The organism is Streptosporangium sp. NPDC000563 (assembly GCF_040299985.1).
Classification (GTDB): Bacteria; Actinomycetota; Actinomycetes; order Streptosporangiales; family Streptosporangiaceae; genus Streptosporangium.
The window spans coordinates 24,630-38,347 of the sequence record NZ_JBEPDA010000026.1 but is presented as its reverse complement, the minus strand read 5'-3'; the positions used below and the strand labels follow the sequence as shown (position 1 = coordinate 38,347).

General features: G+C 68.6%; 13 protein-coding genes. 5 read left to right on the top strand and 8 right to left on the bottom strand.

Translation table 11 applies throughout. The features are described from left to right. Window positions 1-154: 154 nt before the first annotated feature. Together ABT352_RS35025 and ABT352_RS35020 are read right to left on the bottom strand one after the other, a co-directional pair. The gene (locus ABT352_RS35025) at window positions 155-913 is read right to left on the bottom strand and encodes an SDR family NAD(P)-dependent oxidoreductase (RefSeq protein ID WP_350949315.1); all 759 of its coding nucleotides are present in this window, start codon (window positions 911-913) and stop codon (window positions 155-157) included. A 481-nt stretch (window positions 914-1,394) separates the two neighbouring features. After that, window positions 1,395-2,417, bottom strand: coding sequence for a hypothetical protein (locus ABT352_RS35020; RefSeq protein ID WP_350949314.1), 1,023 nt, complete (start codon window positions 2,415-2,417; stop codon window positions 1,395-1,397). Between the two features lie 126 nt (window positions 2,418-2,543). Between ABT352_RS35020 and ABT352_RS35015 the strand changes: the two genes are divergently transcribed. After that, window positions 2,544-3,068: a hypothetical protein gene (locus ABT352_RS35015; protein ID WP_350949313.1), complete on the top strand. Its 525-nt coding sequence runs from the start codon at window positions 2,544-2,546 to the stop codon at window positions 3,066-3,068. Between the two features lie 147 nt (window positions 3,069-3,215). Here ABT352_RS35015 and ABT352_RS35010 read toward each other — a convergent pair whose 3' ends face one another. Then, the gene (locus tag ABT352_RS35010; protein ID WP_350949312.1) at window positions 3,216-5,234 is read right to left on the bottom strand and encodes a cellulase family glycosylhydrolase; all 2,019 of its coding nucleotides are present in this window, start codon (window positions 5,232-5,234) and stop codon (window positions 3,216-3,218) included. A 125-nt stretch (window positions 5,235-5,359) separates the two neighbouring features. Then, window positions 5,360-5,503 (bottom strand): hypothetical protein, encoded by a 144-nt coding sequence (locus ABT352_RS35005; protein ID WP_350949311.1) that lies wholly within the window; start codon window positions 5,501-5,503, stop codon window positions 5,360-5,362. A gap of 93 nt (window positions 5,504-5,596) precedes the next feature. On the opposite strand from ABT352_RS35005, the gene ABT352_RS35000 reads away from it, so the two are divergent. Together ABT352_RS35000 and ABT352_RS34995 are read left to right on the top strand one after the other, a co-directional pair. Further along, entirely contained in the window at window positions 5,597-6,319 is a 723-nt protein-coding gene (locus tag ABT352_RS35000; RefSeq protein ID WP_350949310.1) for a family 43 glycosylhydrolase, read from the top strand. Window positions 6,320-6,373: 54 nt separating this feature from the next. Then, window positions 6,374-7,426 (top strand): LacI family DNA-binding transcriptional regulator, encoded by a 1,053-nt coding sequence (locus tag ABT352_RS34995; protein WP_350949309.1) that lies wholly within the window; start codon window positions 6,374-6,376, stop codon window positions 7,424-7,426. Window positions 7,427-7,458: 32 nt separating this feature from the next. Here the strand turns inward: ABT352_RS34995 and ABT352_RS34990 are convergent, their stop codons facing one another. Next, window positions 7,459-7,602, bottom strand: coding sequence for a hypothetical protein (locus tag ABT352_RS34990; protein WP_350949308.1), 144 nt, complete (start codon window positions 7,600-7,602; stop codon window positions 7,459-7,461). A gap of 233 nt (window positions 7,603-7,835) precedes the next feature. On the opposite strand from ABT352_RS34990, the gene ABT352_RS34985 reads away from it, so the two are divergent. Continuing rightward, window positions 7,836-9,293, top strand: a complete 1,458-nt coding sequence (locus tag ABT352_RS34985; RefSeq protein WP_350949307.1) for an arabinofuranosidase catalytic domain-containing protein — start codon at window positions 7,836-7,838, stop codon at window positions 9,291-9,293. 151 nt (window positions 9,294-9,444) lie between these two features. Here the strand turns inward: ABT352_RS34985 and ABT352_RS34980 are convergent, their stop codons facing one another. Further along, window positions 9,445-10,392 (bottom strand): helix-turn-helix domain-containing protein, encoded by a 948-nt coding sequence (locus ABT352_RS34980; RefSeq protein WP_350949306.1) that lies wholly within the window; start codon window positions 10,390-10,392, stop codon window positions 9,445-9,447. Window positions 10,393-10,493: 101 nt separating this feature from the next. On the opposite strand from ABT352_RS34980, the gene ABT352_RS34975 reads away from it, so the two are divergent. Further along, entirely contained in the window at window positions 10,494-11,645 is a 1,152-nt protein-coding gene (locus tag ABT352_RS34975) for a saccharopine dehydrogenase NADP-binding domain-containing protein (RefSeq protein ID WP_350949305.1), read from the top strand. 36 nt (window positions 11,646-11,681) lie between these two features. On the opposite strand, the gene ABT352_RS34970 is transcribed toward ABT352_RS34975, so the two are convergent. Further along, entirely contained in the window at window positions 11,682-12,746 is a 1,065-nt protein-coding gene (locus ABT352_RS34970) for a VWA domain-containing protein (RefSeq protein WP_350949304.1), read from the bottom strand. After that, the gene (locus tag ABT352_RS34965; protein WP_350949303.1) at window positions 12,747-13,697 is read right to left on the bottom strand and encodes a VWA domain-containing protein; all 951 of its coding nucleotides are present in this window, start codon (window positions 13,695-13,697) and stop codon (window positions 12,747-12,749) included. Between the last annotated feature and the right edge of the window lie 21 nt (window positions 13,698-13,718).

The following is a 13,718-nucleotide window of genomic DNA, read 5'->3' as shown; positions in this document are numbered from 1 at the left end:
ACCAGATACTCCACCTCCCCCAACAGGAGCCCGGCGCCGGGGCGGCCCCGGGCCGCCGGCCCCGGGGGCCCCCCCCCCCACGGCCGCCTGGCGGTGATCCCGCGTTCCGTGATCGTGCGGTGGCCGCGGGCCACAGCTCGACGCGGACCGGTCGTCAGAGGTTGTGCCCACCGGAGACCTCGATGTCCTGCGCGGTGATCCAGCGGCTTTCCTCGCCGAGCAGCATCGCGATGGCCATGCCGACGTCGTCCGGCTCGCCGATCCGGCCGAGGGCGGTACGGGCGGCGATGCCGGGGATCAGCTCGGGGAAACGTTCGAACGCGTTGTCGCCGATGCGGGTGCGGGTGACGCCGGGAGAGACGGAGTTGACGCGGATGCCCCGCTTGCTGAACTCCTTGGCCATGTAGCGGGTGAGGACCACAAGACCGCCCTTCAGGCTCCCGTACGCCGAGTAGCCGGGCTCCAGGCACAAGGGTTGGGACGAGCTGCTCGTGGTGTTGACGATCGCGCCGCCGTCGACCATCAGCGGCAGCAGCGTCTGGGTCAGGAAGTACGGTCCCTTGAGGAGTACGCGCGTGAGCCGGTCGAAGATCTCCTCGGTGGTGTCCTCGAACAGGGCCATGTGGCCGGCCCCGGCGTTGTTGACCAGGAAGTCGAAGCCGTCTCGCTGCCAGGTGTCGCGCAGTGCCGCGACCACCGAGTCGCGGAAGGCCGGGAACGTCTCGGAGCGGCCGACATCGAGGGGGAGCGCGACGGCCGTACCGCCGTCCTTCTCGATCGTCGCGACCGTGTCCAAAGCTCCGGCTTCGTTGCCCTGATAGGTCAGGATGACGCCTGTCCCGCGCCGCGCGAGCTGGACGGCGGCGCTCTGCCCGATGCCCGAGCTGGCCCCGGTGATGATGGCGACGCGCATGATTGAACCACCCGTTTCGTTTCGTGGATTCGATAGCTGTAATAACAACAGCTCCACGTGCGCGGAGGTAGAAGAAAGCTCGCGGCGCCTTGCACATTCCTACTTAATCTTCAGTCGCGCCACTTCCGGTACTTCGCGTTCAACGGCACCCTCCGAGACGCCGAGAGGATTGGGCAACGACGCGAGAGGATTTTCCTTCTCACTCGTACGCTTGATCGTGTTGTCTGAGGAGCAGACAACGTGAGGTGCGTGTGGGTGAAATCGGGCTTCGCGGTCGAGGCGCTGAACCAGAGCGGGTTTCGACCCGCCTCGGCGCGCTCTTCGGCATCCGGCTCGCACAAGGTCACGGAGGGCCAGTCTCGGGGCAGGTGCCCACGTGCCCTGGTGAGGTAGCCGCACAATGCGTCCATTTTCTTCGATGCCCGGCCGCACCACGATGATTGACCGGTCGGTAGAGGAGCCCGTTCGCTCAGGTGCGCTTTCAGAACGTGATGAATCCGTACAGCGCGAGATGGTTCGACTTCGTGCCGCTCACCGTGTGGCCGATGCTCGACGGTCGCACGGTGCCCTTGACGAACAGGTAGTCGATCTTCCTGGAGCCGGAGGTCGCCTTCGTGCCGTAACCGGCCATGCCGAAGCCGCCCAGCGTCGTCGGGGCGATGCCCGTGCGGTTGGCGTCGATCCCGATCACGCGGATCGTCGACGCGTTCATCAGGCTCGTGGCGTCCGCGCCGAGATGGATGCCGGATTTCGCGATGCCCGCGGAGCCGGCGCCCGCGCAGGCGTTCGCCCCGTTCTCCTCCGGGAGGTGCATGGTCGCGGCGAACACCGGTGTTCCCGTCGCCTTGACGGTGAACTTCGCGGCGATGGCGCTCGTGCGCTTCCACTTGTGCTCGTTGGCGCTGCTCGCGTCGTTGCTCGGCGGTTTGTACAGCGTGCAGCCGGCCCCGTCGCGGTAGGACGTTCCCGGCTTGAGCCAGCCCGCGCTCCAGTATTTCGAGATGTCGCCCGACGCGAGGCTCAACGTTCTGGTGTTGTAGAGGATCCCGTTGGTCTGCTTCTTCTTCAGGTCGCCGAGCGACTGCTGACTGCACCTGTGCGTGCCGCCCCACTCCTCGGGGTCGTCCCAGGCCACGATCGCCCTGTAGGTGCCCGCCGGATAGCCGAACTTGGCCGAGAGCTGGTCGGCGTACGCGGTGGCCTGTCCGGTGCCGCGCACCTGCTGCACGATCAGGAGGTCGGGTGCCTGCACGCCCGAGGTGCCGGTTCGGCCGTTGTCGTCGACCAGCATCGAGGTGAGGTGGTCCGGACCCGAGACCCGGGTGCACGAGCCGTCGGCGTTGTTCCTGACCAGGTTCTCGATGTTGTTGTTGTAGACCCGTAGGACGCGATCCGCCGAGGTCGTGGGGGTTTCGTGCGCCCGCGCGGCCGAGGGGGCGGCCGTGGTGAGTGCGACGGCCGCCGTCAGCGCTGCCGCGCCAATAGATCGATGATCGAATGGCATTGCCGCAGACTACCGATTCTCCCGGGGCGGACAAGGTGAACGCGACAGATAACGGACGATGGTCTCGTCCCGTGTGAACTCCTCCCAGAACGATCTCTCAGGGTGTCGCGACGGTACGGTGTGCCGATGGGGGACATTTACGAACTCGTGCTGTCGGTGAACATTCGCGCTGACGTGGCCGACGACGAGCTCGCCGAGCTGCGGTGGCACGTGGGGCAGGGGCCGCGGCCCGAGCGCCTGCCGATCGGCTCTGACCGATACGTGGAGACCTATCCGCTCGGTGATCCCGACGACCCCGACTGCGAGTGGGAGGACGCGGAGGTGGAGCCGGTGTTCGCGCGGCGAGGCGCCGCCTGGCGGGTAGGAGGCGCGCTCGTCGCCGAGTTGGTCGCGCGAGAGCGGCCTGACGGCTGGGCGCTGACGGTACGCCAAGAACTCCACCCCGACGACTTCTACCGGCTCCGGACACTGCTGGACTGGCTCGGCGGGTGCTCGGTCGGCGCGCCGGCCGATGGTGTCGAATCCTTCGTCGGCTACCTGCGCTTCCACGAGAGCACCGAGATCGCGCCACTCGTTCTCGTGGACGGGCGGATTCGCGTGCCGGAGGACGTCGAATCGCATACCCCGCACTGGGAGGACGCCACGCCGTGACCGGTCCCGTACCGCAGGCCGGCCGCGATGACGGATCGGATTTCGATGCTCTGGGAGAGTGAATTCGAACAGGTACCGGTACCGGTGGAAATCTCAGGTAGAAAACAGGTACCGATACCTGTTCCATCCGCTGTCAGGGAGCCACTGTCAGGTGGTGGCGCCGGTCACGGTGCTTCCGGACTTGGTGATGTAGTACGTGAGCTGCTTTCCACTCCAGAAGTGGAAGGTCAGGGTGATCCGGCCGTCGTTGACCTCGGCGAAGAACTCGGGCTTCAAGATGATGCTGTTCGCGTTGTAGTCGGGCTGGAAGTTCTGCCAGAACTCCTTGTAGGTGGTCCAGTTGGCCGGTCCGGCGGGGCTGCCGTCGGCGTACTTGGCCTCCATCGTGGCGAGCTGGTCTCCGCGGAACTGGGTGGGGATGGTGAACGAGCCGGTCGTGCCACTCGCGGCGGACTGGGTCGGTGTGTCGGAGCTGATGATGCTGATCGACCATGGGGTGCCCTGGGAGAACCGGGCCTCGATGGTGGAGTTCACGCCGTAGGCGCGGTTTCCGGCCAGCCTGGTGAGGGCTGAGGCGGTGAGGGTGAGTGTGTTGCCGGAAACGGTGTAGTCGGCGCCCTGGGCGAGGTTGGTGCCGCCCTGCCGCAGGCCCTGGAAGGTGGTGCCGTTGGGGTTGAGCGTGAGCGTCCGGCTGGTGATCGTGCCGGTCCGTGGCAGGTACACCTGATCGGAGGATGCCGTCCCCGAGCGTGTGGTCCAGCTCGCCTTGAACATCTCGTAGACGCCCTGGTCGCGCCACTTCAGTTCGTTGCGGTTCAGGAACTGGCCCGCGTCCCAGACCATGGTGGTGAGGTTCCGGATCCGGGCGTGATATCCGACCGCCTCCAGATACTTCAGGAACTCGCCCCGCTCGATGATGCCGGGCCGGGTGTGATCCCAGCTGAGCAGTGCCCACTCTCCGATGATCACGGGGATTCCGCGGGAGACGAATGTGGTCCGTACCCGGTCGAAGGAACCGACGAGGTCCTGTTCGACATTGCTGTCATATCGGGTGCCACCCGCGATGTTGACGCTGAACGGCCACCAGCCGTAGAAGTGGACCGTCGCGGCCAGGTTGGGATCACGCAGTGCGGTGATGGTGGCGTTCAGCGCGTCCAGCCGAGCCTGCTCGCCGCTGGTGTGCAGGGTGGGCAGCACGAGAAGCCGGGTGGCGTTGCCTCCGCCCGACTGCCGCACGAGGTGGACGAACTCCGTGTTGAAGGTGTTCGTCACCTGGTCGCCCTGGTCGTCTCCGGACGTGCCTGCGAACTGCGGCTCGTTGATGCTCTCGAACACCAGCTTCGGCGAGTGGTTGCGGAAGGTGCCGGCGATCTGCCGCCACAGGGCCTTGTACCGGTTCATCACGGTTGTGGAGTCGGCCGGGTAGCCGTTGATCCACTGCCATGAGTCGTGGTGGAGGTTGATCATCACGTAGAAGTCCTCGGCCAGCGACCAGTCGACGATCTGGCGGACGCGGTTCAGCCAGGCGGTGTCGATGGTGTAGTCCGGTGCGGGGCCGTGGTGGTTGCTCCAGGTGATCGGCAGCCGGATGCTCTTGTACCCCTGGGACCGTACGTGCCGGAGCAGGGTCTGGGTCGTCAGCGGGTTGCCCCAGGCGGTCTCGTCGGGAATCGCGTCGAGGGTGTTGCCCAGGTTCCACCCGGGTTGCATCGCGGCCACGGTGTCCATCGCGTTCCCCGGCTGCGGGGTCGGCGAGGGGGAAGGGGTCGGCGAAGGAGAGGGGGTCGGTGAGGGGGAGGGGGTCGGGCTGGGAGACGGTCCGACGTTTCCCGAGCACGTGACGCCGTTGAGGGTGAACGTGGCGGGCGCGGTGTTGCTGCCCGACCACGAACCGTTGAAGCCGAAGGAGACCGAGGCGTTGGTCGCCACGGTCCCGTTGTAGCTCATGTTCGCGGCGGTCGTCTGTCCCCCGGACGAGGTGACGGTCGCGTTCCACGCCTGGGTGACCTGCTGTCCCGATGGGAACGTCCAGGTGAGCCGCCAGGTGTTGACCGGGTCGCCGAGGTTGGTGACGTTCACGTTGGCGGTGAACCCGCCTTGCCATTGGGACGAGACCGTGTACTCCACGCGGCATCCGGTGGCGGCCTGGGCGTTGAAAGCCGTCATCGTGCTGACTGTCAATAACGCGACCAGGGTGGCGAGGGCGGCGCCGATCCGTGAGCGGGCTCTTCGTAACCTGTGCGGTTTCACGGTTGTCCTCCTTCGGGCGCGTCGACCTTTGACGGCGCCGATCAGCACTCCTTGATGAAGTGGCGTTGGACGAACGGGTGGGCGGCGATCGGCGCGACGGTGAGGACGCCGACAGCCGTCTCGCTCGCCTCGGTGGGCGGTGTGGTGGTGCCGGCGGAAGCGCCGGAGTCGAGGGCGGCCACCATGCGCGCTCCATCCGGTTGCTGAGAAAGTTTCTGTCAGATTGACCGGAAACATTAAATAAGAGGGTGGAGTGGTGCTGTCCATCCCCTGACGACATGCTCGATGAAAGGCTCGGATCGGACATGGCGGACCCTGTCCTGATGAGGAAGGCAAAGAGGCAGGCCAAGAGCCATGTATGCTCCGTCGCGGTGGTCGCCCACAGCGACGAGAGGGCGAGAGATGAAGAAAGTTTCTGGCTACGGTTCCTGAATGTTTCAGGCCGACGATCATTCGATGAGGGAGCGGGAGCGGAAACACGAAATCCTGTGGCGGAGCTCTGGACCGACGGCACGTTCGTCAACCCGGTGATCTCCGGTACGCACCCGGATCCGAGCATCCGCAGGGTCGGCGACGACTGCTTCCTGGCCTGTTCCAGCTTCGAGTGCTTCCCCGGCGTGCCGATCCTCCACGCCGGGATCCGGTGCACTGGGCACAGGTCGGCTCGCTTCGCACCGTCGCGGCCATCCGTCACACAGCCCCTGGGCCGGTCCGGCTTCGAATCGACATCCTCGCCACCCGGCCCGAGGAGCGGCATCCCCGGAAAGAACCCGATAGGCTCCGTTTCGGTATCGAAGACGCGGACGGCCGGGTTCGACGTGCCGGCCGAACTCGACGGCGGATACCCGTCGACGGAGGTCGCCGACGGTTTCACCGGGCGTGTGACAGGTCTCTACGCCGCGGCGGACACCGTCCGGTGCGACTGGTTCGACGACGAGTCGCTCGACGAGGACGCACGGTGCCGTTCAAGCGAAACCCGACGGGGTGTCCTCGCGCCGTGAACAGGCCCGCGACGGCTCACCGGGAGAGAACGAAACGCGAAGAAGGGGGCCACGTTGTCGTACGCCGAGGCGGGCGGCCCGGTCTCCGACGGAGAGCACCCCGCAGGCGACCCCACGCGTCCCGTGACCATTTCCTACATCGCGGAGACCGCCGGAGTGTCCGTTCCGACGGTCTCCAAGGTCATCAATGGCCGTGCCGGCGTTTCCGCCGACACCCGTGCCCGAGTAGAGGCGCTGATCAGCGAGTACGGCTATCGAAAGACCAACCGTAAGAACATGATGGAGCTCGTCTTCGGCGAGCTCCAGGACATGTGGGGCCTGGAGATCATCCGGGGGGTCGAGAGGGTGGCCCGTGAGCACCGAGTGGGTGTCGTGCTGACGGAGTTCGGTTCTCGCCAGGATTCCACGGAACACCCGATCGACGAGACCCTGGCCCGCCGTCCGGCATGCGTGGTGACGGTGGCCCAGCTGTCGGAGGAACAGCGGAACCGGTTGCGGGCCAAGGACATTCCGTTCGTGGTCTTCGACCCCACCACCGAACTACCGGACGGCGTCCCTTTCGTCGGAGCGACCAACTGGGCCGGCGGACGGTCGGCCACCCGGCATCTCGTCGAGCTGGGCCACCGGCGCATCGCGATGATCGCAGGCCCGGACCGCGTCCTGTGCTGCCGCGCCAGGCTCGACGGCTACCGCTCCGCCCTGGAGACGGCGGGTCTGTCGATGGACGACAGCCTCGTCGTGCGTACCGAACTCACGAGAGAGGACGGCCGTGAGGCCGCGGTCAGGCTGTTGGGAGGCCGGGAGCGACCGACGGCGATCTTCGCCTGCAACGACCTTCAGGCACTCGGGGTCTACCAGGCTGCTCGCGAGCTGGAACTGCGGATTCCTGGAGACCTGAGCGTGGTCGGCTTCGACGATCTGCCGGTCGCCGCGTTCGTCGACCCTCCGCTGACCACCGTCCACCAGCCACTGACCGAGATGGCCGTTAAAGCCACCGAATTGGCGCTCGCTCTTGGCCGCGGCGAGGAAACGCAACAGGTCGGCCTCGAACTGGCGACCACGCTGACGATCCGGGAGAGCACCGCCCCGCCGCACCAAGGTGACTGACCGCCGGGAGAGGAGATCGGGAGCCTGTTCGCTCAGGTGCGCTTTCGGAACGCGATGAATCCGTACAACGCGAGATGGTTCGGCTTCGTGCCGCCCACCGTGTGGCCGATGCCCTTGACGAACAGATGGCTCACCGTCTGGCGGGTGCCACGGATGAAAGTTTCACGATGGCTCATCGTGACGGTGAGGGTGTGTCACGGCAGAGATCCAGGTAATGCGTCGACGGCGGTCGGATGTCCGAGAAATTCAGCCCGCCCTATTGACGCGAGGGCATCCGTTGAATGTACTCCGCAGTATCTTCAGCCGCGAATCGCTGTCAGACGAGCCATTCATGTTAGCGCTAACATCACGACCTGGCCTGTCGTCCCGGCGCCGTCCTGCCGCGATTTCCTCATCGAGAGAAGAAGGCATGATGCTTTTCGGGACCCTGAGAAGGTCGCTCGCGATCGGTGCGAGCGTGCTGATCGCCATGACGTGGCCGGTCGGCGCCGGTACGGCCGAGGCCGCGGCGGCGCAGTCATGCGACATCTACGCCGCGGGCGGCACGCCGTGTGTGGCGGCGCACAGCACGACCCGGGCTCTGTACGGCGCCTACAACGGGCCGCTGTACCAGGTCAGGCGCGCCTCGGACAACACCACCCAGGACATCGGCCTGCTGAGCGCGGGCGGAGTCGTCAACGCCGCCACCCAGGACTCGTTCTGCGCCAACACGACCTGCGTCATCACGATCATCTACGACCAGTCGGGCCGCAACAACCGTCTCACCCAGGCGCCACCCGGCTACTGGCCCGGCCCGGGACCCGGCGGATGGGACAACCTCGCCGACGCGAAGGCGGCCCCGATCACCATCGGCGGCCAGAAGGCGTACGGCGTTCGCGTGGAGCCCGGCACCGGCTACCGCAACAACAACACCAACGGGGTCGCGACCGGTGACCAGCCTGAAGGCATCTACGCCGTCGTCGACGGCACGCACTACAACCAGTGGTGCTGCTTCGACTACGGCAACGCGCAGACGGACGGTCAGGCCGACGCCCGCGGCATCATGGAGACCGTCTACTTCGGCGCCAACAAACAGTGGGGCTACGGGGCCGGAGCCGGTCCCTGGATCATGGCCGACCTGGAGTGGGGACTCTTCTCCGGGGTGAACGCGGGCTACAACAACCTCCCGTCGATCAACCACCGCTTCGTCACCGCCATCGTCAAGGGTGAGCCGAACCACTGGGCGATCCGGGGTGGGAACGCGCAGTCGGGCGGCCTGACGAACTACTTCGACGGCCCGCGCCCCAGCGGTTACCACCCGATGAAGAAGGAGGGCGCCATCCTGCTCGGCATCGGCGGCGACAACAGCGTCTCCGGTCGCGGCACCTTCTTCGAGGGCGTGTTGACCTCCGGCTATCCGACGGCCGCCACCGAGAACGCCGTACAGGCCAACATCACCGCCGCCGGTTACGCACCTGCGGGCGGCGGCAACCCGCAGCAGGGTGTCCAGATCGTCGGTGGCCAGTCCAACCGCTGCGTCGAGGTGCCGAACTCCAGCACGACCAACGGCACCCAGGTGCAGATCTGGGACTGCGGGAGCGGCACCAACCAGAGGTTCGTCAACACCTCGGGCAAGCAGTTGCAGGTGTACGGCAACAAGTGTCTGGACGCCTACGGCCAAGGTACCGCCAACGGCACCCAGGTGATCATCTGGGACTGCAACGGCCAGGCCAACCAGCAGTGGAACGTCAACGCCAACGGCACCATCACCGGCGTGCAGTCCGGCCTGTGTCTCGACGCGAACGCCGCCGGCACAGCGAACGGCACGAAGCTCATCCTCTGGTCGTGCAACGGCCAGGCCAACCAGCGGTGGACCCTGCGCAGCTGACTCCGACCAGCCGGTCCGGCGAATGAGGGCGATCGGGTGAAGCGCCTCGGGCGGAGGTCCGGACACCTGGGGGGCCACGGCTCCCCGGGACGGGCCTTCGCCCGGTGGCGTGAACACGCGGCCGGGACGATTTCGAGATCCGCGAGTGGTCTCACGGCCGGAACGTGCGGCGGTAGGCGTCCGGCGGTACGCCGATCGTGCGGTGGAAGTGGCGGCGCAGGGTCGTCGCCGTGCCCATGCCCGCGGCCGAGGCGATCGCCTCGACACTGTCGTCCGTGCTCTCCAGCAACTCCTGCGCGCGGCGGATCCGCTGTGTCAACAGCCACTGCAGCGGGGTGGTGCCGACCACCGAGCGAAAGTGGCGGGTCAGGTGGCGCGAGCTCATGTTCGCCTGACGGGCCAGGTCCTCAACGGTGAGAGGCTGGTCCAGTCGCCGCATCACCCAGATGAGCAGCTCGGCCAGGGGGTGGCCGTCCTGGGCGGGCACCGGTGTGGTGACGAACTGGGCCTGGCCGCCGGCCCGGTGGGGCGGTACGACCAGGCGGCGGGCGACCACGTTGGCGATCGCGGAGCCGTGGTCGCGGCGTACCAGGTGCAGGCACAGGTCCATCGCCGCGGCCTTGCCCGCGGATGTGAGCACGCTGCCGTTGTCGACGTAGAGCACATCCGGGTCGACCTCCACCCGGGGGTAGCGCGCGGCCAGTTCCTCGGTGTGAGCCCAGTGCGTGGTCGCGCGCAGCCCGTCCAACAGGCCGGCGGCGGCGAGCACGAACGCGCCCGTGCACAGGGAGACCACCCGCGCGCCCGACGCGTGAGCTGCGCGCACCGCCTCGACCAGGTCGGCCGGCGGGTCCTCGTCGACGTCCGCCAGGGCGGGGACGATCACGGTTCCGGCGTGCGCCAGCCGGTCGAGCCCGCAGTCCGGCTCCAGCAGGAACCGGCCGACCCGGACGGCGTGCGTGCCGCACACCTGGACGTCGTACCAGGGGCCGGGCAGAGCGGCGGGGGCGGAGCCGAAGACCTCGTAGGCGAGGGCCAGTTCGAAGTGGAGCATCCCGTCGGTGGCGGCGACCGCGACGGAGCGCGGGACGGAACTCATGTCGGGAATTGTACGGGTCATGTCATTCCAGACACTGGCCTCGATGGGGCGACGAGGACAGGATTTCGGCGGTGGATCACTTCGAGTACGCGGGAGCAGGCATGGAAATGGGTCGGAACGTGGCGGTGTTCGGCGCCTACGGGCACACCGGGCGGTTCGTGGTCGCGGAGTCGCGCGAGCGCGGGTACGTCCCGCTGCTGCTCGGCCGTGATCAGGACAAGCTGACGGTGCTGGCGGAGGCCCACCCCGGAGTTGAGACGCGGCGGGCGTCGGTCGACGATCCGGCCTCGCTCGACCGCGCGCTGAAAGGCGCGGTCGCCGTGATCAACTGCGCCGGGCCCTTCGCCACGACCGCCGCCCCGCTCATCGAGGCGGCGTTGCGCGCCGGCATTCCGTATGTCGACGTGGCCGCCGAGATCGAGGCGAACGTCGACACGTTCGCGCGCTTCGCGGAGCGCGCCCGCGCCGCGGGCACCCTGGTGGTCCCGGCGATGGCCTTCTTCGGCGGGCTCGGCGACCTCCTGGTCACCACCGCGATGGGCGACTGGACGGCGGCGGACGAGGCGCACATCGCCTACGGCCTGAGCAGCTGGCACTCCACCGGCGGAACGCTCGCCTCGGGCGTGGTCTCGGGGCAGCGGCGAGGTGGTCGCCGTGTTCGCTTCACCGGTGGACGGCTGGAGTATCACGACGACGCCCTGCCGACCCTGGAGTGGCCCTTCCCTGCTCCGCTCGGCTCCCAGAGCGTGATCGGAGAGTTCACCATGGCCGACGTCGTCACCGTTCCCAGCCACCTGGCGGTCCCGGAGGTGCGCACCTACATGACCGCCAAGGCGGCCTCGGACCTGTCCGCTCCCGACGCCCCGGCTCCGACCGCCGTCGACGAGCGTGGCCGTTCCGCGCAGACCTTCGTCGTCGACGTCCTCGTCCGCTCCGGCGGCACGGAACGCCGGGTGACCGCCGCCGGTCAGGACATCTACGCCATCAGTGCGCCGCTCGCGGTGGAGGCCGTCGACCGTATCCTCAGCGGCCGGACCAGGGGTGCCGGCGGCGCCGGGACCAGCGGAGGTACCGGAGGCGTCGGCGGCGCTGAGAGCTCCGGCGATGCCAAGGGCAGAGGGAGCACCGGCGGCGCCGGGAGCGCTGGGAGGGCGGGCGTCGCCTCCGCGGGCGCGGTCTTCGATGCCCCGGACTTCCTCCGTGCCCTGTCCCCGCATCTCTCGCTGTACGCCCCGCTCGACGGTCGTCGCTGAGGTTTCGCGCGGCTGCGGCCACGGGTGCGGGTGCGGTCAGCGGGTCGGAGGCCGGGGGCGGTTCCACCAGAGGGAGAGGGCGAGGGCCGCGGCGACGAGGAGGCCGCCGCCGGTGGCGAAGGCGGCGGCGGTGTCGACCTGTTGGCGGATGACGGTGAAGGTGCCGGGGAGGGCGTCGAGGGCGCTTTGGAGCTGGTCGGCGTTCTCGGCGCGGTGGTAGGAGCCGCCGGTGGTCTGGGCCATCTGTTTGAGGGTGGGTTCGTCGATGGTGCGGGGGTTGCGGCCCCTGTCGAATCCGCCACGGCCGCCTCCCCAGCCGCCACCGCCCCAGCCGCCGAAGCCGCGGCCGTCGAACTGGGAGTTCTCGCAGACCATCGGGGCCGGGTCCGTGGTGCCGAAGCCGATGGTGAAGACGCGGACCCGGCGCAGGGCCGCCTCCTGGGCGGCGACCTGCGGGTCGACGCCCTGGATGTTGGCGCCGTCGGTGAGTACGACGATCGCGGCACCGGCGTAACCCGATCCGCTGTCGCCGGGGTCCGCCCCGGTGGGGTCGACCGACGGGTCGACCTCCGCGATCGCGTCGATCGAGGTGAGCACGGCCTGCCCGATCGCGGTGCCACGGGACACGGTGAGATCGTCCAGCGCCTCGATCAGCGAGTCGGTGTCGTCGGTGGGTGGGACGAGCAGGCCCGCGGTGCCCGCGAAGGTGACCAGGCCGATGCGCGGCCCGCCCCGCTGTGACTCGATGAACTCGGCGGCGGCCTTCCTCGCGGCGGTGATGCGGTTGGGGTCGACGTCCGTCGAGCACATGGAGCCGGAGGTGTCGAGCGCGAGCAGGATCGTCGCCGAGGTCTGCGGCACCGGGACCGACGCCTGCGGTCGCGCGGCCCCGACCGCGAGCAGCGCGAGCCCGACCGCGAACAGTGCCGTGGGGATCTTCCGCGTCCAGAGCGTACGGCCGGGCAGGGCGCCGCGTACGAGCGCGATGGAGGTGACGCGCACGGCGGCCCGCCGACGGCGGCGGCGCGCCCACTCGCGGACGGCGAAGATCAGCGGGAGGACGAGGAGGGAGAGCAGCGCCCACGGCCACGAGAACGACATTCAGATCACCCGTCCGGTTCGGAGTACGGTGAGCGCCGCGCCTGCGGTGAGCAGGGCGAGGGCGAGCCCGATCAGTCCGCCGGCGAGGGGCAGGGGTTCGTCGGAGACGGTGACCCGCAGGTCGATCGTGTCGGCGATCCCGTCGAGTCGCGCGGTGTCGGAGGCCGGGTGGTAGGCGCCACCGGTGGTCTGCGCGATCAAGGTGAGGGTGTCCTCCTCAAGCGAGGTCTGCAGGTGGTAGCCGTCGACCTTCACCGTCGCCCCGGCCGTGGTGCCGACCCCGACGGTGTGGATGTGGACGCCCGCCCGCTGGGCCACCGCGGCGGCCTGCTCGACGTCCCCGCCCCCGTTCTGGCCGTCGGAGAACATCACGATCGTCGCGGACGGCCAGTAACCGATGTCGGGCGCGGGGCCGTCGCGGCCGACGGTCACCTGTTTGCCGGTGATCGCCGACAGGGAGGCCGTGATGGCCGTCCCCAGCGAGGTGCCACCGACGACCTTCAGCCGGTCGATGGCCTTGAGCGCGACGGAGTGGTCGGCGTCGGGCCGCGCGGTGGTGAGCGCACCGCGTTCGAACGCGACGACTCCGATGTCGACGCTGTCGGGTTGCGCCGCCACGAACGCGCGGGCCGCCCGTTGCGCGGCCGCGAGCCGGGTGGGCGCGACGTCGTCGGCCCCCATGCTGTTGGAGACGTCGACGGCGAGGATGACGGTGCCCGCGGTCCGCGGGACCGGCACCATCGCCGCAGGTCCGGCGGCGGCGACCGCGAGTATCCCGACGCCGGCGATCACCAGGCCGACACCGAGGTACGCCTGGCGGCCGCCGGGCACCGCGACCCCGGCGGCGGTGAGAGCGGCCGTTCTGCGGCGTGCCGAGACGACGGCCGCCCAGGTGAGCGCCGCCGTGAGGAGCAGTCCGACGGCGAGCAGCAGCGGGAAGGACAGCGTCACGAGGCCTCCTTCGCCGGCCTC

What these genes read in the sequence shown, in the direction of transcription:
- ABT352_RS35025 (WP_350949315.1), bottom strand. Translation starts at nt 913, where the DNA reads ATGCGCGTCGCCATCATCACCGGGGCCAGCTCGGGCATCGGGCAGAGC.
- ABT352_RS34990 (WP_350949308.1), bottom strand. Translation starts at nt 7,602, where the DNA reads ATGAGCCATCGTGAAACTTTCATCCGTGGCACCCGCCAGACGGTGAGC.
- ABT352_RS35015 (WP_350949313.1), top strand. Translation starts at nt 2,544, where the DNA reads ATGGGGGACATTTACGAACTCGTGCTGTCGGTGAACATTCGCGCTGAC.
- ABT352_RS34985 (WP_350949307.1), top strand. Translation starts at nt 7,836, where the DNA reads ATGATGCTTTTCGGGACCCTGAGAAGGTCGCTCGCGATCGGTGCGAGC.
- ABT352_RS35010 (WP_350949312.1), bottom strand. Translation starts at nt 5,234, where the DNA reads ATGACGGCTTTCAACGCCCAGGCCGCCACCGGATGCCGCGTGGAGTAC.
- ABT352_RS35005 (WP_350949311.1), bottom strand. Translation starts at nt 5,503, where the DNA reads ATGGTGGCCGCCCTCGACTCCGGCGCTTCCGCCGGCACCACCACACCG.
- ABT352_RS35000 (WP_350949310.1), top strand. Translation starts at nt 5,597, where the DNA reads ATGCTCGATGAAAGGCTCGGATCGGACATGGCGGACCCTGTCCTGATG.
- ABT352_RS34975 (WP_350949305.1), top strand. Translation starts at nt 10,494, where the DNA reads ATGGAAATGGGTCGGAACGTGGCGGTGTTCGGCGCCTACGGGCACACC.
- ABT352_RS35020 (WP_350949314.1), bottom strand. Translation starts at nt 2,417, where the DNA reads ATGCCATTCGATCATCGATCTATTGGCGCGGCAGCGCTGACGGCGGCC.
- ABT352_RS34970 (WP_350949304.1), bottom strand. Translation starts at nt 12,746, where the DNA reads ATGTCGTTCTCGTGGCCGTGGGCGCTGCTCTCCCTCCTCGTCCTCCCG.
- ABT352_RS34980 (WP_350949306.1), bottom strand. Translation starts at nt 10,392, where the DNA reads ATGAGTTCCGTCCCGCGCTCCGTCGCGGTCGCCGCCACCGACGGGATG.